Origin of the sequence: Butyricimonas sp. DFI.6.44 (assembly GCF_022132345.1) — a bacterium.
Taxonomy (GTDB): Bacteria; Bacteroidota; Bacteroidia; order Bacteroidales; family Marinifilaceae; genus Butyricimonas; species Butyricimonas muris.
Window position 1 is genome coordinate 68,769 of the sequence record NZ_JAKNJD010000004.1, and the last position, 19,921, is coordinate 88,689.

Annotated in this window: 18 protein-coding genes; 7 read left to right on the plus strand and 11 right to left on the minus strand. The window is 43.0% G+C overall.

Going from position 1 to position 19,921, the window contains the following annotated elements:
- Nucleotide 1 precedes the first annotated feature (1 nt).
- From L0M98_RS06945 to L0M98_RS06970, 6 genes are all read left to right on the plus strand, one after another.
- Entirely contained in the window at nt 2–1,555 is a 1,554-nt protein-coding gene (locus L0M98_RS06945) for a RagB/SusD family nutrient uptake outer membrane protein (RefSeq protein ID WP_227215432.1), read from the plus strand.
- Nucleotides 1,556–1,579: 24 nt separating this feature from the next.
- Entirely contained in the window at nt 1,580–2,203 is a 624-nt protein-coding gene (locus L0M98_RS06950; RefSeq protein ID WP_227215431.1) for a hypothetical protein, read from the plus strand.
- A complete protein-coding gene (locus L0M98_RS06955; protein ID WP_227215430.1) occupies nt 2,200–2,769 on the plus strand; it encodes a hypothetical protein in 570 nt (189 codons plus the stop codon). The genes L0M98_RS06950 and L0M98_RS06955 overlap by 4 nt, the downstream gene beginning before the upstream one ends.
- Before the next feature lie 14 nt (nt 2,770–2,783).
- Nucleotides 2,784–5,576: a M16 family metallopeptidase gene (locus tag L0M98_RS06960; protein WP_227215429.1), complete on the plus strand. Its 2,793-nt coding sequence runs from the start codon at nt 2,784–2,786 to the stop codon at nt 5,574–5,576.
- Between the two features lie 729 nt (nt 5,577–6,305).
- Nucleotides 6,306–6,674 carry a hypothetical protein gene (locus L0M98_RS06965; RefSeq protein ID WP_141560859.1) on the plus strand — a complete coding sequence of 123 codons (369 nt, stop codon included), beginning with the start codon at nt 6,306–6,308 and terminating at the stop codon, nt 6,672–6,674.
- Nucleotides 6,675–6,779: 105 nt separating this feature from the next.
- The gene (locus L0M98_RS06970) at nt 6,780–7,310 is read left to right on the plus strand and encodes a hypothetical protein (protein WP_099290095.1); all 531 of its coding nucleotides are present in this window, start codon (nt 6,780–6,782) and stop codon (nt 7,308–7,310) included.
- A gap of 170 nt (nt 7,311–7,480) precedes the next feature.
- Here L0M98_RS06970 and L0M98_RS06975 read toward each other — a convergent pair whose 3' ends face one another.
- Nucleotides 7,481–8,878: a CCA tRNA nucleotidyltransferase gene (locus L0M98_RS06975; protein ID WP_227215427.1), complete on the minus strand. Its 1,398-nt coding sequence runs from the start codon at nt 8,876–8,878 to the stop codon at nt 7,481–7,483.
- A 135-nt stretch (nt 8,879–9,013) separates the two neighbouring features.
- On the opposite strand from L0M98_RS06975, the gene L0M98_RS06980 reads away from it, so the two are divergent.
- A complete protein-coding gene (locus L0M98_RS06980; protein ID WP_317198013.1) occupies nt 9,014–9,697 on the plus strand; it encodes an HAD family hydrolase in 684 nt (227 codons plus the stop codon).
- 25 nt (nt 9,698–9,722) lie between these two features.
- On the opposite strand, the gene rsxA is transcribed toward L0M98_RS06980, so the two are convergent.
- The 10 genes from rsxA to L0M98_RS07030 all read right to left on the minus strand — a co-directional run bounded on the left by rsxA (nt 9,723) and on the right by L0M98_RS07030 (nt 19,859).
- Nucleotides 9,723–10,298 carry an electron transport complex subunit RsxA gene (gene rsxA, locus L0M98_RS06985; RefSeq protein ID WP_099290099.1) on the minus strand — a complete coding sequence of 192 codons (576 nt, stop codon included), beginning with the start codon at nt 10,296–10,298 and terminating at the stop codon, nt 9,723–9,725.
- A 75-nt stretch (nt 10,299–10,373) separates the two neighbouring features.
- Entirely contained in the window at nt 10,374–10,961 is a 588-nt protein-coding gene (locus L0M98_RS06990) for an RnfABCDGE type electron transport complex subunit E (RefSeq protein WP_227215426.1), read from the minus strand.
- Between the two features lie 21 nt (nt 10,962–10,982).
- Nucleotides 10,983–11,579, minus strand: coding sequence for an RnfABCDGE type electron transport complex subunit G (locus L0M98_RS06995; protein WP_227215425.1), 597 nt, complete (start codon nt 11,577–11,579; stop codon nt 10,983–10,985).
- Nucleotides 11,580–11,652: 73 nt separating this feature from the next.
- A complete protein-coding gene (locus L0M98_RS07000; protein WP_227215424.1) occupies nt 11,653–12,627 on the minus strand; it encodes an RnfABCDGE type electron transport complex subunit D in 975 nt (324 codons plus the stop codon).
- Nucleotides 12,628–12,704: 77 nt separating this feature from the next.
- Nucleotides 12,705–14,036, minus strand: a complete 1,332-nt coding sequence (gene rsxC / locus L0M98_RS07005; protein WP_227215423.1) for an electron transport complex subunit RsxC — start codon at nt 14,034–14,036, stop codon at nt 12,705–12,707.
- A 50-nt stretch (nt 14,037–14,086) separates the two neighbouring features.
- A complete protein-coding gene (locus L0M98_RS07010) occupies nt 14,087–14,962 on the minus strand; it encodes a Fe-S cluster domain-containing protein (RefSeq protein ID WP_227215422.1) in 876 nt (291 codons plus the stop codon).
- 66 nt (nt 14,963–15,028) lie between these two features.
- On the minus strand, nt 15,029–15,448 hold the full coding sequence (locus L0M98_RS07015; protein ID WP_227215421.1) for a SoxR reducing system RseC family protein: 420 nt from the start codon (nt 15,446–15,448) through the stop codon (nt 15,029–15,031).
- Between the two features lie 137 nt (nt 15,449–15,585).
- Nucleotides 15,586–16,893: a ribosome biogenesis GTPase Der gene (gene der / locus L0M98_RS07020; protein ID WP_227215420.1), complete on the minus strand. Its 1,308-nt coding sequence runs from the start codon at nt 16,891–16,893 to the stop codon at nt 15,586–15,588.
- 70 nt (nt 16,894–16,963) lie between these two features.
- Nucleotides 16,964–17,848 carry a GTPase Era gene (gene era / locus L0M98_RS07025; RefSeq protein WP_099290106.1) on the minus strand — a complete coding sequence of 295 codons (885 nt, stop codon included), beginning with the start codon at nt 17,846–17,848 and terminating at the stop codon, nt 16,964–16,966.
- 271 nt (nt 17,849–18,119) lie between these two features.
- On the minus strand, nt 18,120–19,859 hold the full coding sequence (locus L0M98_RS07030) for a hypothetical protein (protein WP_227215419.1): 1,740 nt from the start codon (nt 19,857–19,859) through the stop codon (nt 18,120–18,122).
- Nucleotides 19,860–19,921 lie beyond the last annotated feature (62 nt).

Below are 19,921 nucleotides of genomic sequence, written 5' to 3' on the forward strand. Positions count from 1 at the left end.
TATGATTCGTAAAATAATCGAGATATTGTGTATATCACTTTCATGCGTGGCTTGTGGTGATATGTTGGAACTGGATCCTGAAAATTCCTTGACATTTGAGAATGGTTTGGACTCGGAGTTGGCTTTGGAAAGTACGTTAAATAGTGTGCAATATAAGATTCGGCAAAGTTTAGGATGTGGGCAATGGGGAATGATTGTACGTGGAATCATGTGTGATACGACGGAGGCAAGTGTTGCTCGTAATTTTGAATATACGACTGCTCCCAAAAATTCTTGGGACGATCATTATGAAGTGATAGCGGGAGCGAACGTGGTTTTACATTACGTGGATCAGATTTCTATGCAACAAGAGCGTCGTGATTATTATCGGGGTGCAGCTTATTTCTATAAAGCTTTTGCATACCTTGAATTGATACAATATTGGGGTGATTGTGTGTTAGTGGAAGAAGATGTCCCCATGGAATCATTGGCAAAATCCTATTGGACGCAGGTTGCGGACCATGCAATTGAGTTGGCCGAGAAAGCTGTGGCGTTATTGCCTGATTTTGATAAAGTGACGGCCTCAAATGGAGATGCGGTAAAGTATAAATCTGCACCTTGTAAAGGTGCTGCCAATACGGTATTAGCTCAATTGGCAGCTTGGAAAGCAGGTTGTAAGTGGTTTGTCCAGTCCTCTGAGCGAAATTACGATGAAAACGAGTTGTGGGAAAAGGCCGAGGCGGCATGTACGGCAATTATAGGTTCTGAGAGTGGGCCTGCCACGGGTATTTACCAGTTGGTATCTTCTCCGGAGGAGGTATGTGGCAGTGTATTACTTGGCGGGAGTAAGGAAAGTTTGTACGAGAGTCAGTATATTGGATTTTGGGAGGAATTTGATCTCTACGGATGGCATCCTTTACAGGATCAGGCCTTGCTATTCCAGACTTGGCCGATGATGGATTGGGGAGAAGAAGAAGTGAAAGATGTTAACGTGCGAATTTATGCGAATACTGTGAAAAAGATGTATGCGGAGAGTGATTTGCGTCGGGAAGCATACTTTTATAAGTTGGATTCTATGTCGCACGATACTTTATTGGGTATTACCGGTGGATTTGCATATCCTTACAAGTATCGCAAGGTGGCCGTGATGACAAGTGGTTCTCAGATCGGGGAATTTTGGCATATTGACCAGAATCGAGTTTGGTGGAGATTGGCAGATATTTATTTACTAAGAGCTGAATGTAGGGCACGTTTGAATAAAACTGAATTGGCTATTGCAGATGTGAATGAAATTAGGAAACGGGCAAACGCTCCTCTTTATGAGGCTTCCGAGAATGGAGGTGATTTGCGAATGACTGTATTCAAGGAACGGGAGAAAGAGTTGATTTTTGAAGGATATCGTTACTTGGATATCGTGCGTAACAATTACGTACGTGGCATGATGGGAAGAGGTTATCGTGCGGCTTCCGATCAGGATTATATTGATGGTTGTTTATTTTGGGCTATCAATACCTTTGCTTTTCATTCTAATCCTCGGATGCGGCAGAACACTTATTGGCAAAAATATGCGAATTGATATTATTAATTAAGAGAGAAATATATGGGAAGAATAGTTATAATTTTCAGTATATTATTGATTTCTGTAGCATGCACGAAGCAAACCGTGTACGATACGGGAATATGCAGTCCTTATCACGATTGTTCAATCATGGATTATTTGCGGGGCAATGATTACGAGTGGGGATACACGGTGGAGTTAATCGAGCAAGCCGGCTTGGTGGATCTTTTCGAGGGGAAGGTAGATTCATTACCTGAAATTACTTTTTTAGGTATCCCGGGTATGTCGGTAGAGCGTTACTTGTATGATCATGGCTATGATAGTGTTCAACAAATATCATCTAAACTCTGTAGAATGATGGTGTTACAACACGTGGCGAAAGGAAAAATATTGCAACAGGATATTGCTTTTCGTAACTTGGAGTACACGGGAAATTCTCCATTGCAAGACGGTTGTACAGATATCACTATGTTGAATGGTAATACCGTACGCTTTTGGTTAGATAAATCGGATTATGCGGGAGTACCTGATGCCGGTCCTGTTGCCATGAGCGCTTGGTCGTTACAAACGAATTTGCAAATACCTTTAGCCTCTCCTAATATTCAACCATTGAACGGGGTTGTACATTCTTTGAATTATAATTACAAATTAGATTTTAGACTATGAAAATGATGATGAAGATATTGTTGTATAATTTCGTGATTATTAGTTTATTCGTAGCTTGTCATGATGTGCCGGAAGGGTATCTTTTTGTTGAAGATGCCGGGTACTTGCCTGATAGTATGGTTGTTAAAGTTAATTTGGATACGGCTTCTGTGCCGGGTCCCAATCCTATTTGGGAAAGTTACGTGAACGAGTATTACGAGTATGGTTATGAAATGTATCCTTCCTTGGAGGAGTGGAAAGAGTTCTTGAATGAAAATGGTATTTATGAAACGATACTGGTAAAAGGTGAAGATTACGATCGAGAACGTTTGGATATACCTTGGGTAAGTACGGCCATTCAAGGAGTGGAAGGAACGAATCCCATTTACGTGACAATCACGAGAGTGACAACCGACACGGGGGATGTGGATAAAATGATGAAGTATTTGACTGTTCGTAATAACGGCATGTTTACTATCCCTTGCCACCATGATATTCCGATAGGACGTTATAAAGTATCTCTAAATTTTAAAGGTCCCGGTTATGAAGCGAATTTTGATAATATTTTCACAATTGTAGTTAAATAGATTTTTGTGTTTGTATGAAAACGTGGATTATATTTTTCCTGCTATTGGCGGGAAGCGTGGGGACGTACGCTCAAAAAAAAGGAACCCTTCCCGAGGATAAGACTATACGCAAGGGGATATTAAAGAATGGAATGACGTATTACATCGTGAAAAATGATAAACCCGCGAAGCATGCCAGTTTTTATTTGGTGACGCGAATAGGGGCATTAATGGAAGATGATGACCAGAACGGTTTAGCCCATTTTTTGGAACACATGGCTTTTAATGGCTCCAAATTATTTCCTGGTAATTCTTTGATTTCTACAATGGAACGTCAAGGAATAGTGTATGGAAAAAATTTGAATGCTTATACCTCTTACGGGGAAACGGTCTATAATATTACGGATGCTCCAGTAACGAATTCAAACGTGATTGACACGTGTTTGATGGTCATTTCCGAGTGGAGTGATGGTCTGCTCTTACGCGATGAGGATATTGAAGCAGAGAGGGGAGTGATCGTGGAAGAATGGCGAACGGATAGAACTTCCGATGCCCGTATCGGGGAACAAGTGATGGATGTGATGTTTAATGGGGCAAAATACGCTCGTCATAATGTTATTGGTGATGTAGATGTTATTAAAGGTTTTGCCCCTCAACGTTTACGCGACTTTTATGAACGTTGGCATCGTCCGGATCTACAGGCAATTATCGTGGCTGGTGATATTGACGTGAAAGACATGGAGCATCGAATCATCAAGCGATTTGAGAATTTGCCGGTATTGGAAGATGCTCCACGGCCCGTGTATGACACGATTCCGGATCAAGTTACCCCTCGTTATGTTGCGGCAATGGATCCGGAGCAGGAAAATATAGTGATTTCTATCGCTTTTCGTCATAAAAATGTGACAGGAAAAGACGTTGATTACGAGTGGTATAAAAATGATTTTATGACTCGTTTGTATAATAATTTGATCTCGGAACGTATAAAACAGTTGAAGAATGAACGAGATGCTTTATTGCATGTTCAGATTGCTTACGGTGAATTTATACCTGGTTATTCGACTTATTCTTTGATCATCGTACCTCGTCCTGGCAAAGAATTGGAGGCAGTTCAACAGGCTTATTTAATTCATGAAAATGTAAGAGTTAATGGGTTTACTCAAGATGAGTTTGCGCGGGTAAAAGCGGAATTAATGCTTTCCATGTCTATGGCTTACGGGCAAGGGAGTAAGTCTTCAAATGAAGGTTATGTGCGTCAGTGTAAGGAAAATTTCTTGTACGGGATGCCGATGGTGAGTCGGGATACTTATTACAAATTTTTTTCTCGGGCAATCAAGGAAATTAAATTGCAAGATATTAATTTATTGGTTACTAAATGGGTGAATTCTCCCAATCTGGGAATTGCCGTGGGAGGACCTACTCGAATGAAAGAAAATTTCCCGACAGAACGGCAAATTTGTGATATACTCGGTAAGACCGTGTTAGGTCAAGATAATCTGACACGTCAGCAAGAAACTCCTAAAACAATCTTTACCCGGAAAGTGATTCCGGGTAAAATCGTGAAAGAAGAAAGAATCGAGGAGTTGAAAGCAGAGAAGTGGATGCTGTCCAATGGGGCTACGGTCGTGTATAAATATTGTGATAAATCGAAAACACTCGTGAACGTAAAGGCTTCTAGTGATGGGGGATTATCATTATATTCTCCGAAAGAACTTCCCTCCGCTGCATTGATTCCGTTGTATACTCGTCACGGTTTGGGTGATTATGATTTTGAAGCGATTTCTCGTTACATGATGGGGCGTAATGCTGCCCTGTCTCTAAGCGTAGAGGAGTTGTCAGAGGATTTGGATGGTGGTGCAGACGTGAAAGATATTGAAACATTGTTTCAACTTATGCACCTCGTGTTCGTGAAACCTCGTTTTGATCAGAATGTATTTAATATGATGGTTTCTAACACGATGGTTCAAGTGCGTCAACAACAAGCTAACGTGAATAAGCAATTGCAAGATACGATTACGGCTATTTTAAACGGGCATTCTCCTCGGGTTCGTCCTATGAACGAGTCTTACGTTGAGGATATGGATTTTGAGGTTTTCAAACGAATCATTAAAGAACGTTTCGGTGATGCTGGCGATTTTGTCTTTTATTTTGTCGGAAACATCCAGAAAAAAGAACTGGAGAAATTAGTGGAAAAGTATATCGCTTCTATTCCATCTTCGGGTAAAAAAGAGAAATTCGTGATTCATGAATCTACCCGACCGAAAGGGAAATTTTCTTATCGGTTACAAGCCCCGATGACTCAAGCTAGAGGAACGGTGATTCTCTCGTATAATAAAGAAATGGCGTTTGAGCATAAGTCCGCATTCTGCTCTTTGATATATTGCGAGATATTAAAGATGCGTTTATTTGAGGTGATTCGCGAAAAAATGGGGGGAACTTACGATGTTTCCGTGCAAAATCACGTGTTGCGTGTGCCTCGGGAGGAAGTGAACGTCAATGTACAATTTCAATGTGACCCAACTCGCTTGGATATTTTACATGATTTGGCGTTAAAAGAGATTCAAAATCTGTTGGAAAACGGTGTGCGGAAAAGCGATTTCGTGAAAGTGGTAAGTGCCTTACAGAAACAGATGAATATTTCGGTTAAAGATAATGATTACTGGATGAATTGTTTGGAACAATACATCCAGTTTGGGGATAATCTTGATACACCGGGAATGACAACTAAGTTGGTCGCTTCTTTAACCATGGAAGATATTAATGCTTGGATGAAAGCTTATTTCTCTGATATAAATATAGTAGACATTAGGGTTTGTCCTTGTGATTAGATTTATCGAGTAAGTGAACACTTGTGCAAGAAAGTTGTATGGCTTGAATTCTTGATATACAATTTGTATAAATGGCTTGGGAGTTTTACTGCCGGGGAATTCTTTTTTTGTGTGAAGAGAGAAATTTCTCCGGCTTTCTCATGAAAATGCATAAATTAAATCTGTCAGGAGGAATGTTTCTTGGGACATAATATCTAATTATTATGACACAAAAACAATCTGAAATGGAGATAGTAAACAACCTCCCGGACTGGTTAAATGGGAGGCTTACAAAGTCTCGATTTCTTTAAAATGGAATTTTACAATGGTAGTTGTGTGGAATTGCATATTGTTGGGAGATTGGTTCTCCCGAGCTCGAATAATAAACTTGCGTTCGGCTATGCCGTGTTTTATTTTGGTTGATAGGAACCTTGGGGAAACGAGTGGGGGTATCGGGGAGAACGGGAAGAAGAGAGGGTAAGAATAGGAAGAGAACGGGCTACAACTCCAGTACAACACTTGACGACCACCCGTTTAACACCGGAGATGTCGAATGTTGGTTGATTATGGTTGAGAACGTGAATGAATTGCCATGCTTTATTTTTCCCTGTTTTTAACCCATGCGTAACGGGAAATTTTCCTAAAGTTTATATAACAACTTTTGAAAAATCATGTGATGTGGTGTATTTCCTCGAATGATTTTGTATCTTTGTTCTGAATTTATCGTAGAAAAGTGGTATGAAAGTTTTCATGAAATATTGTGTGCTGCTTATTTTGGCGGTAGTCTATCTGGGACAACGGGTAGATGCCACTCGCTACATGGAAAAGGTAGTGAGCCAAGAGAGGCTTGTTTCCAATGAAAAGGAGGCTTTCGAACGCTTGGCAATGTTGACGGCGATGAACGGGAATGCGCTACCGGTGAACGTGGTGCATGAAGTGTCTAACATACAGCCTCCCTGCCGTCATTTACAAAGAAATAGTTTCTCGATTCAGTTCGAGGAGTATAAAAGGGTATTTACACCTTACTTCAGGTATGTCGAAAATGATTATCTCGACTTTTTCGCGTTAAGACAGGACGGGGGATACTACGTCTTTGCTTTGCGTGAAATCATTGTATGATTTAGGTTTATTTCGTGGGAAAACTTTGCTCGTTCGTGAACGGGTGAAGTGTGTTTTGGTGTGCTGAAATTTAAACATTATAAATTATACATAGAAATCATAATTATGGAAACAAAATTTGACTATATAGATGACGTAATCTTGAAAGTAGATGAAGGTAAAGTAGAGAAAAAGAAAAAATCACCCGTGAAACCCTTGGGCTTGTTGATCGTGGGAGCCGCTATTCTTTGGGTGGGGGCAAATCATATCAACACGGCACAAAGCGATACGCTTTCTTCTATCATTATTATGCTCGGGTTGGCTGTTGTGGGTTGGGGAATTATGGCATTTATCATTAAAAAAGAAAAGTACGTGTACAAACCGACGGGAAAAGCCATGAAAAAGCACAAAGTGTACGTGGCTGCCAATCAATCTTCACAGTTGTATGATATCATTGAACAGAATAAATTTGATAATCTTCAGTCATTGAGTCGTTCTGATCAATCCAATTTGAGTTTGGAAGTATTTTGTAGCGAAGATGAACAATACGCTTTATTGCAGGTGATGGAATTTGTTCCTTACAACGATGTGCCGAGAACTGAGGTAAAAGTTTACGAGGGAACTCCTGCCAAACAAATAGCTTACTTCTTAAAATAAACGGGGACTCCCGTTTATTTTATAGTCCGTAAAGTCCATAAGGTCCGTAAAGTCCATAAGGGTACGGTGTTCTTCGAACAATGTTTATCGGCAGCTCAAGCTGCCGTGAGCAAAGCGCCTGCGGGATCAACGACTTTATAGACCTTACAGACCTTATGGACTTTATAGACTTATTTTTTTTGTATTCCCAATTCGGCAGCTACCTTGAACATGTATTCTCGGGCTTCTGCGGGATCGTTACTTATGATGCCGTCGAGGATAGCTTCTTTGATGGCATTTTTAATATCTCCGATGGCTTTGCACGGGGGTAAATTGAAGATTTCCATGATTTCCTCGCCGCTTACCGGGGGTTGGAAGTTCCGGATGGCGTCTTTTTCCTCGACTTCTTTTAATTTTTGACGAACGATCCGGAAATTGTGCATGAAGCGACGCACTTTCTCTTCGTTCTTGGAAGTTATATCCGCTTCGGCAAGGGTCATTAAATCGTCGATGTCGTCCCCGGCGTCAAATAAAAGACGGCGGACAGCCGAGTCGGTTACGATTTCTTCCGAAAGGACAATTGGACGCATGTGCAGGAATACGAGTTTTTGCACGTATTTCATTTTTTCGTTCTGGGGCAGTTTGAGGCGGTTGAATAATTTGCCGACCATGCGTTCGCCGACGTGGTTATGCCCGTGAAATGTCCAGCCTTGTCCCTGCACGAATTTTTTGGTAACGGGTTTGCCTATGTCGTGAAGCAAGGCTGCCCAGCGAAGCCATAGATTGTCTGATACTCGGCTAACGGAATCCAGCACGGTCAACGTGTGATAGAAGTTGTCTTTATGCCCGATACCGTCCATGGACTCTACTCCCTTGAGTGCGGTGAGTTCCGGGAAGAATACCTCCAGTAGCCCGGATTGTTCCAGTAATTTCAGCCCCACGGAAGGACGGGGGGATAGCATGATTTTATTGAATTCATCAATGATACGTTCTTTCGACACGATTTTCAGACGCTCTTTGTTGGCGATAATGCCCTCGAAAGTGATCGCTTCAATCGTGAAATTCAATTGCGAGGCGAAACGAACGGCTCGCATCATGCGTAACGGATCATCCGAAAAGGTAATCACGGGGTCGAGCGGGGTTCGTAATATCCCGTCTTCCAAGTCTTGTATTCCTCCAAACGGATCGACCAGTTGCCCGTAGGTATCTTGATTTAAAGAGATCGCCAAAGCGTTTATCGTGAAGTCTCTGCGTTTTTGATCATCGTCAATGGTTCCTTCTTCCACGATCGGTTTACGGGAGTTCCTTTGATAGGATTCCTTACGTGCCCCGACAAATTCGATTTCCATTCCTTTGTATCGAAACATGGCTGTCCCGAAGTTTTTGAACACGGAAACAGTCAGATTGCCCAATTGTTTTGCCGCGGTTTCTGCCAATTCTATCCCGCTACCTAAAACTACAATGTCAATGTCTTTGGAAGGGCGTTTTAAAATCAAGTCGCGGACATATCCCCCGATCACGTATATCTCTAAACCTTTTTCTGCTGCTATTCCGGATAAGATTTTAAAAATGGGATGAGTTAATTGCATATTTTGAGACATAAACTTTAGTAAACTGATTCGCGTACAAAATTATCAAGTTATCCCTTACAGACCAAATAATTTGATTCTGATTTGCGGAGGGAGATTCTTTTTCGATATATTCGCGAACAGTTTTTTAAGGATATGATGAATAGAGAAAGAAGATTGGCTGCATTGTTTGATATGGATGGAGTGGTTCTCGACACGGAAGGACAATACGATCTTTTCTGGATAGAACAGGGAAAGCGTTTTCATCCCGGAATGCCTGATTTTTACAAGAAGATTAAAGGGATGACGACGGAGAAGATTCTGGAGGATTATTTCGGGGGTAATATGGATTTACAGCAGCAGATTTCCCATGAGTTGGAAGAGTTCGAGAAAAAAATGAGTTATCCTTACGTGCCGGGTGTCGAGAATTTTATTCGAGTATTGTTAGGGCATGGCGTGAGGATTGCTTTGGTGACGAGTTCCAATAACGTGAAAATGTCGTATGTCTTGAGGGCTCACCCGGAATTTACCGAGTATTTCGAGCGAATAATTACTGCTGATAAGATCACGAAATCCAAGCCTGCTCCGGAATGCTATCTACTGGCGGCCAAAGAGCTGCAGATGGAAACAGATGTTTGTTGCGTTTTCGAGGATTCTTTTGCCGGTATTGAGGCTGGACGTAATGCCCGCATGAAGGTAGTCGGGGTGGCTACAACAAACGCGAAAGAGAAGATCGTGGGAATGGTGGATCGGGTAATCGAGGATTTCACGGGATACTCGTATGACGGGTTCGTGGATTTGACCTTACGACCTTATGGACTTTTAGACTTTATGGACTAGAGGGAGTGGTCGACCACTCCCTCTTTTATTTGACGATTCCGGAGAAGCCCATGAATGCTAAGGCTAACAATCCCGCGGTTACTAGAGCGATTGGAGTTCCTTTCATGCCTTTGGGGATAGAGGAAAGTTCCAATTGTTCGCGGATGCCGGCAAAGATGGTTAAGGCGAGCCCGAAACCGATAGCGGTAGAGGCAGCGAAAACCACGGACTCGAGTAAGTTGTAGTTTTTTTGGATAACCATGATGGCAACTCCCAGTACGGCACAGTTTGTCGTGATCAAGGGAAGAAATACTCCTAACGCCTGATAAAGCGAGGGGCTTACTTTTTTCAGAATGATCTCCACCATTTGCACGAGTGCTGCAATAATCAGGATAAACACGATAGTTTGCATGAACCCTATGTGGAACGGATCAAGTACCGTTTTTTGCACGATGAAAGTAACCAACGTGGCCAAAATCATCACGAATGTCACGGCTCCGGTCATACCTAAAGCCGTGGGAACACTCTTGGAAACCCCAAGGAACGGGCAGATACCCAAGAATTGCGCCAATACGATATTATTGACAAATACTGCGGCTATGAATATAAATATGTATTCCATTTTTCTGATTTTAAATTTTAGATTTTAGATTTTAGATTGGATTTTGATTTGCAATTTAAAATCTAAAATTTACAATTAGTTGGTTTTTCTTATTCTATTAATAAACGCGATCAAGTAACCTAGCGCGATGAAAGCTCCGGGGGCTAACACGAAGATGATCATTCCGTAGTTTTCACTGTACAGGGTGATGTTGAAGATTTTTCCGCTACCCAATACTTCACGGATGCATCCCAACAAGGTCAGTGCCATCGTGAATCCCAAACCGATTCCTAATCCGTCGAGCATGGAAGGAATGGCTTTGTTCTTGGAAGCAAAAGATTCGGCACGTCCCAGCACGATACAGTTTACCACGATCAACGGGATGAATAACCCGAGTGATTCGTGCAAGCTAGGTAGATAGGCTGCCATACACATATCAACGACGGTAACGAATGCCGCGATGATAACGATAAATCCGGGAATACGGATTTTATCGGGAATCGAGTTTGCCACGAGCGAGATAGCAAGGTTGGATAACACGAGCACGAAGGCGGTAGCCAATCCCATTCCCAAGCCGTTGATTGCCGACGTGGTGACTCCCAGCGTGGGGCACATCCCGAGCAATAGTACAAAGGTGGGATTTTCTTTAAAGAACCCTTTGGTAAAGTTTTGCCAGTTGTTCATATCTTTATTTTTTCGATTGTTCTACTTTTGTTTGGTATCTTTTTCCAGCGCTTTGGCTGCCCGGTTTACCGCATCCAAAAAGGCACGGGATGAAATAGTGGCAGCCGTGATAGCGTCCACGTCCCCTCCGTCTTTTGAAACCTGCAGTCCTTTTGTTCCCGGTGTTTTCCCGGTAATGTCACCTTTGGCGCCTTTCACGAACCATGTATCCATTTTGGAACCTAACCCCGGGGTTTCTTTGTGGCTCAACACGGAATAATTGTAAATTGTTCCGTCGGGAGTAAAACCTACCATTAATTCTATTTTTCCCCCGAATCCGTCGTTCGTGTAAGTTTTAATGGCTGTTCCTACTAATTCCCCGTTCTGTTTGGCAGGATAAAACTCAACTTCTTCTTCATTTTCCGAAGGTTTTACCGTGTATTTTTCTGTCATGGGGTCATTATCGAAAGTCGGGACCACGGCACGTATTGCTTGTGTCTGTTTTTCGATTTGTACCTTCTCGATTAATCCCGACGTGAATGAGTTGACAACTCCCACGGCGGCTGAGGATATGAGTGTTACCAAGAATAACACCAATACCATATTTTTAAAGCTCGATTCTAATTTCTTTCCCATCATCTTGTGATTTTAAATTTTAGATTTTAAATTTTAAATTTCAAGTGTAAGTAATTTACAATCTACAATTTAAAATTTAAAATCGAACGGGTTTACAATATCTGTTGATCAACGGGGTGAAGCCGTTCATGATCAATATGGCAAATGACATTCCTTCCGGATAAGCACCGAAGGTACGGATTATCACGGTCAGTAGTCCGATACCGATACCGAAAATGATCATACCTTTATGCGTCATGGGGGATGTTACGTAATCCGTTGCCATAAAGATCGCTCCCAACATCATACCTCCCGTGAAAAGATGGAACAGGGGATCAGCAAAATGCGCGGGATTTGCCAAGTGTAATATTCCGGCAAACAGGATTACCGTGGCGAAAATTGTCACGGGGATATGCCATGTAATAATTTTACGAATCAACATATAGGCGAAACCGAGCAGAAGACCGATAGCGGCAACTTCTCCCAAGCTACCTCCCATGTTACCGATAATCATGTTGCTTGTCGAGATTCCGCTGGATGCGAGTGCATCAGCCACGGATTGCCCGTTCTTTACTGCTTCTTTCACGATAGCTAAAGGTGTAGCCCCCGTTACGGCATCTACTGTCGAAAATCCGTGAGGTACAGGCCAAGAAGTCATTTGTACCGGGAACGAAATCAATAAGAATACGCGTCCCACGAGTGCCGGGTTGAAAATATTGTTTCCCAATCCCCCGAAACTCATTTTGCCGATACCGATTGCCACGATAGCACCGATTATCACAATCCATAAAGGAAGGGATGAGGGAAGGTTGAACGCTAATAATACACCCGTGATGATAGCCGAACCGTCCCATATCGTGGGGCGTTGTTTCATCAGGTATTTCTGGATAATAAATTCAAAGATCAGACAGGCTGCCACGGAAGTAAGGGTTACCAGAATGGCTCCTATCCCGAAAAACACGATAGAAAAGATAAACGCGGGGATTAAGGCAATCAGTACCCCGTACATGTTTTTTTCTATCGAATCCCCGCCATGAATGTGAGGGGAGGGTGATATGGTGAAATTACTCATATATAATGATTTTAGATTTCTTGATTTTAGATTTATGATTGAGAATCATCAATCGTAAATCATCAATCATCAATTATTTAGTTTTTACGTGAACGTATCATTTGTCCTGTTCTGGCTTTACCCAAGCGAATCACGTCGAGCAGCGGACGGTTTGCCGGGCAGGTATAGCTACAAGAACCGCATTCGATGCAATCCATTATTTTTTCGGCTTCCAAAGCATCCAGCTTGTTGTGTTCGCTAAGTTGCATCAGGTAATACGGTTCCAATCCCATCGGGCATACGGTAACGCATTTCGAACAACGGATACAGTTGCGATACTCTTTCCGGACGGATTCTTCCTGCCGCATGAGTAATACTCCACTTGTTCCTTTCGTGATAGCAATGTTGGTTGTCGTCAAGGCTTTTCCCATCATCGGACCGCCACCGATCACTTTTCCCGTGTCCTCGGGAAGTCCTCCGGCTGCCTCGATGAGTTGAGAGAGTGGTGTCCCGATACGGCATAGATAGTTACCCGGTTCTTTCAGCGATTTCCCGGTAACGGTGACCACCCGTTCGAATAACGGTTTGTGTTTCATGACAGCCTCGTAAACGGCATATACTGTCCCGACGTTTTGAACGACGGCTCCCACGGCGATAGGTAGTCCGCCGGACGGAACGAATTTACCCGTGGTGGCTTGTATCAATTGTTTCTCTCCTCCTTGCGGGTATTGTATTTTTAACGGGCATATCTCGATGCCGTCGCTCAATCTGGCGTGTTTGCCAAGTTCTTCGATAGCGTCTTTTTTGTTGTTCTCGATGCCCACGATAGCACGTTTCACGTTAAGAGCTTTCATTAGCAGTTCAATCCCGGCGATAAGCTCTTTCCCGTGTTCCAGCATCAGACGGTGGTCTGCCGTTAAATACGGTTCACATTCGACACCGTTGATGATTAATACTTCAGCCGTGTTTCCGGGAGGCGGGGATAGTTTTACTTGCGTGGGAAACGTTGCTCCCCCCATACCCACGATACCGGCGGCACTGATAGCCGCGATGATTTCTTCTTTCGTGAAAGTATTGGGATGCTTCGCGATCGGTTCCTTCAATATATTCTCGTCCCATTCGTCACCCTCGACTTTTATCGTGATCGCTGGTCTGGGATAACCGCTGGCATCTACCACGGGATCGATACTCGTGACTGTCCCCGATACGGAACTGTGGATGTTGGCGGAAATGAATCCGGCGGCTTGACCGATAAGTTGTCCTACTTTAACTGTATCACCTTTTTTCACCGTGGGAACGGCAGGTGCCCCGATATGTTGAGATAGTGGTATGATCACTTGTTCGGGAAGGGGTAGCGTGATGATTTCCCCTTGTGCTGATAATTTATTTTCAGGTGGGTGTACACCCCCAATTTTAAATGTCTTAAGCACGGCGTATTAATTTTAGATTTACGATTTTAAATTTTAGTTTGAATCGGCAATCACTGAATCGATTCGTTGTTTTTCACTTCCGTGGTCGCTGGTTCGGTAATCTTTCTCGGGGGGAAGTTTACCTCGTGGATCGCGTGTGTCGGGCATGCGCTCACGCACTTCCGGCAAAGTTTACACTTGCGGAAGTCGATGTAAGCCAAGTTGTTTTCCAAGGTAATTGCCTCGAAAGGACATTCTTTGACGCATTTTCCACAACCGATGCAGGCAACCGTACAAGCTTTGCGGGCGATGTTTCCCTTGTCTTTGTTCACGCAACACACGAAAACCCGGCGATCTTTGGGACCCTTGTTTCGCAATTCGATAATGTTTCTCGGGCAAGCTTTGACGCAAGCACCGCAGGCAACACAATTTTCTTCGGAAACAACGGGCAGACCGTTGGCGTCCATGTGAATGGCATCGAAAGCGCAGACGTTGACGCAGTCGCCACAACCAAGGCAACCGTACGTACAATCGGTTTCTCCCCGGTAGAGAGAATGTTCGATAGCACACGATTTGTACCCGTCGTACGTGCTCGTGCGTGGACGATTGTCACACGTGCCGTTGCATTTCACGACAGCAATCTGTGGTGTCTGAGCTGTTACTTCCATGCCTAAAGCGGAAGCGACTTTCGCCATCGTATCCGCTCCTCCCACCGGACAAAACAGTCCATCTAATGAAGTGGCTTTCACCGTGGCTTCCGCGAAACCCCTACACCCGGGTTTGCCGCATCCCCCGCAATTTGCGCCGGGAAGGATACTTTCCACGATATCGATTCTAGGATCTTCTTCGACCTTAAACTTTTGTGCCACGAAATACAGGATTACGGCAGCCGCAATACCAATGGCACACAAAGAAATAATAGTGTAGATAATGGTAGTAGTCATCATAAAGGTGTTTATTTTGTCTCCTCTAGTTTGTTATAGCGCCCGTAAAGTTATTATTTTTTTTCTAGGTTATGCTATTTTAACCTTGAATTTTATTTTCCGGGTGAAGCTATTCCTGCATAAATATAGGATAACAAAGTAAACAGCAACGGCTAAAAGTACAATCGCGGCGGCTATAACTTCACTTGTCCCCGCCGTGATCAAGAGGGCAAGAAGTACTATTATTAACGCGGACGGAATGATATAAGCAAACGCGACCGAGAGCATGGCATTGCGGGTACTGGCGGTAACAATAACTTTGTCGCCGACAGCCACGGGAACATTCGGTTTTTCCGCCGTGATATTCTTTTGTGCTACTTCCGACAGGCCACACGCTCCCTTGGAATGACAAGAAGCACAAGCCGATTGATTTTGTATCTGCACGATAATGGCGTTATCTTCTACTTTTATAACAATTCCGTCGTGTTCTATTGTGTCCTTTGCTGCCATGATGAGTTTTTAAGGTTTATAAAGTTCATAAAGTTACCCCTTCGGGGGGTAAAGTTTATACGATACACGTACTATAAAGTATTCACGAGTTTTTCACCTTATAAACTTTACAAACCTTATGAACTTTATGAACTCATTTATTTCTTTCGCATAAATATTTGAATCGGCACCCCGGTGAAATTCCAGTGTTCACGGATTTTGTTTTCCAAGAAACGTTTGTACGGTTCTTTCACGTATTGCGGTAAGTTGCAATAAAACGCGAAAGTCGGCGTTTTCGTGGGTAATTGAGTCACGTATTTTATGCGGATGTATTTTCCTTTTAAACTTGGTGGGGGGTAGTTCTCGATTTCCTCCAACATGATGCGGTTCAATTCCGAGGTTTTCAGTTTTTGAGCCCGGTTGCGATAGGTTTCAATGGCGGCTTCCAGTGCTTTTAGTAAACGTTGTTTCGTGAGCGCGGAAGTGAAAATAATTTCTACATCATTGAATGGTGCCATTTTAGCACGCAGGTCTTTCTCGAAGTTAATCGTTGTTTTATTATCTTTTTCGATTAAGTCCCACTTGTTTACCAGTACCACGACACCTTTTTGGTTGCGCTCTATCAAGTGGAATATATTCAAATCCTGAGCTTCCATACCCCGGGTGGCATCAATCAGTAGCATACAGACGTCACTGTCCTCTATGGCACGCACGGAACGCATCACGGAATAGAATTCCACGTCCTCGTTTACTTTGGCTTTTTTACGTAGTCCGGCAGTATCCACCAACAAGAAATCATGCCCGAAGCGGTTGTACCGGGTGGTCAGCGTGTCACGGGTAGTCCCCGCGATGTCCGTAACAATATTCCGTTCCTTGTCTATCAGGGCGTTAATGGTGGAAGATTTTCCCACGTTAGGGCGTCCCACGATAGCGATTTTGGGAAGTTCATCCTCGTCTTCCAACGGGTCGCTCGTGAAATGAGATACCAGTTTATCAAGTAATTCACCGGTTCCGGAACCGTTTATAGATGAGATCGGGAATATTTCTTCCCCGACACCCAATTTATAGAATTCGTGAACATCATAAAGACGTTCGCCATTATCCACCTTGTTGGCGATGAGGTAAACAGGCTTCGTGACTTTTCGCAACATACGGGCGAAACTGTAATCCAAATCAGTTATTCCTAATTCCACGTCACACACGAACAGAATCACGTCTGCCTCGTCCATCGCCAGCAGTACCTGTTTGTTGATCTCTTCCTCGAAAATATCTGAGCTGTTAGAAACGTACCCACCCGTGTCAATGACGGAAAAATCTTTACCGTTCCACACTGATTTCCCGTAATTCCGGTCACGGGTCACACCGCTTTCCTCGTTCACGATGGCTACTCGTCCACCGACCAAGCGATTGAAAAGTGTTGATTTTCCCACGTTGGGGCGTCCTACTATGGCAACAATATTACTCATTTTATAAATTGAAAATTGAAAATTGAAAATTGAAAATGATGATTTGCAATCTCAATTTTAGTTATTAATGTTATAGTTGTTTGTAACCGAAGCGTTTCAAATCGTTTTCTTTGTTCCGCCAGTCTTTCAGTACTTTGACGTAAAGGTTAAGGAACACTTTCTTGGCGAAGAAAGCTTCGATGTCTACTCGGGCTTCCGTGCCTACTTTTTTCAAGGCGGCACCTTGGTGTCCGATGATAATGCCTTTCTGTGAATCACGTTCGACGTTAATTACCGCCATGATATTGATTCTTTTGGCTTCTTCTTTGAATTCTTCTACGACCACCTCGACGGAGTAGGGGATTTCCTTGTCGTAGTGCAACAGGATTTTTTCCCGTATGATTTCCGTCACGAAGAAACGAGCGGGCATATCGGTTATTTCTTCTTTATCGAAATAAGGTTCTCCGACGGGAAGCAATTCCAGTATCCGCTTGTACAGGTTGTCGACGTTGAAGTTCTCGGTTGCCGAGATGGGGAATATCTCCGCTTGCGGGATGATTTCCTTCCATTTCGCGAACAGGGCATCCAGCTTATCCGGCGTGGTCAGATCAATTTTGTTCAATACCAACAAGATGGGTACTTCGCTTTGCTTCACTTTATCGATGAAGTCGGCGTTCTTCTCGAAATTTTCCACCACGTCGGTCACGTAGAGAATAATATCCGCGTCAATAATGGCGGTTTTCGAGAAGTCCAGCATGTATTCCTGCATCTTGTAGCTTGGTTTCACGACTCCCGGGGTGTCGGAAAACACGATTTGAAAATCCTCCCCGTTCACGATACCTTTAATGCGGTGGCGCGTCGTTTGGGATTTAGATGTGATAATCGATAATTTTTCTCCGACTAATCGATTCATCAAGGTGGATTTCCCCACGTTGGGGTTTCCTAAAATATTGACAAAACCTGCTTTATGCTCCATGTACTCAAAAATTTATTGGGCACAAAAGTACAATTAAAAATTGGAATTGAGAAATTTGTACTTCTAAGTTGGATGGTCTGAAGTAAAATGTAAGGTCGGATTAACCTTAAACCTCGGGTATTTCTACCGTAATACTATATCTACTTGCTTACGGGCTTGCGATAAACCACTTCTTCCACCGTTAGGTAAGGGCGAAAGAAGTGAGGTGTATCGACCCGGTAAGCGTGTAGAAGTAGGATTACCCTAGGATTACTCGAGTAATACCGTGTGTTTATTTATAGGTATATTCTATCTTTTCCGTGTTGGCGGGATTTTGAGGATCGGTTTTAGCGATCCATGCCCCGGTGTTGTCGTACTCGTATTTGTATCGAGGATCGACTTGATTACCGAATTCATCGTAATGGATGGTAATGTTACCCGTGATTTTTTCGTTTTGCAAATTTTCCTTCTCGTATGATATAACGGTCAAGTAACCATATGGGTTGTAATCGTAATGTGATGTTTGTTTCGTGATCGGGTTGTGGATGTCCGGTTTGAGGTTTATTTTGATTTCTTGTGTTAAACGTCCCTTGTTGTCATATGTCAAGTCGGTCTGGGCGTATATTTGCCCGTTGTCGTATTCTTGTATTTGAACGAGTTGTCCTTGATTGTTATAGGTTTCCGTGTGACTCTTGTCGTTATTCCATTTGATGTTTTTCATGCTGATATGCCCTTGTATGTTGTATTGACAACTTACTTGACACAGAATATTTCCGGATAGGGAATCCACGGATTCTTCCTCGAAGCATTTGCCGAGGTTGTTGTATTTAAAGGTGGTCGTGATGTTTGATAAACAAGAATCTTTTACACGTGTTTTTTTCACGGATTGCAGCAGGTAGCCGTGGTCATTGTAATTATAATAAATATTCGTGGTGGTGTCCCCCGAAACAAGGATTTCTCGGATGATCTTGTCGCCCGTGTAGTATTTGGTGTACGACGGAGTGGTCCAAATCATGGAATCCACGAATTGTTCTCTTAATTGGATGGCTTTATCTCTGAACTGTTTATACTTGTGTTCTTGTAAATATTGTTTTACAAGCGGGAGTTGCGTGGATGAATCAACTTGGGCTATGAGGATTACCAGATCAACGCTGTCATTCGTGTATTCGACTTCCGGGAGAAAGTTTCTTGAATAGCCGGAAAGATACGGGCAGTTGATGTACGCGTTGATGGCAGTTTTCATCTCTTCCGGTTTTTTGGCGTTTTTGACCATGTCGTATAAATGGATGTCATACATCTTTTCCACGTCGGTTTTATAAGGACGGGGTTCTTTCGCTCCCGCGTAGAATGTTTTCAGTATAGGGTTGTTGAAATATAACAATATGGTTGAGTCGGTCGTGCAAGTGCAAACATTGTCGTACAATAGTTTATTATAGATGGTAGCGACGGCGGGATAGTTATACAAGGTGTCGAAATCGGTGAAATAGGTTTCACATTTACCCAAGGTCGGTTGTGCTTTCAAATCGGCGAACTGTACTTTTTCTTTTAGCGCGATGATCGAGTCGAATATTTTCGGGGTTATCATGTACTTGTATTTTGTCAATAATCCGAGTACGGCGCGTGAATCTTGTAATTGTGTGTCGGAGTAGGTCAATAGAGCGTAGATCGTGGAATCGGCTTTCCAGACGAAAGTTTCGAAATTTAAGCCGGCATCCCGGCAGATGGAACGAACACGAGCCCCGTCATCTTGCCGGTTTTCTTCCATACTGGTTTTCAGATAAGGTTCTACAGCCCCGAGATTCGGGTCGAAAAGAAGTGTTTCCAGAGCATCGGCAAGAGCGATTTCATGTTTATACGTTTCGGCACTTTTGGGGTCGATCCTCTCTTTTACCCTCGCGTATTTGTCCCGTTCGGCTCTCGCGATATGCTCGTAAAGTTTTTCAATCCTGTTTTGCTTTTGCGCGAAGAGATTCGTGTTGAATATCCCCGTGAAAAGGGTACAGATGATAATCGTTGGTAGTAATTTTTTCATATCGTTCTCAAATTTAGCGTAGTATCTACGTAAAATTAGGGATAAAGTTTGATATGAACAAT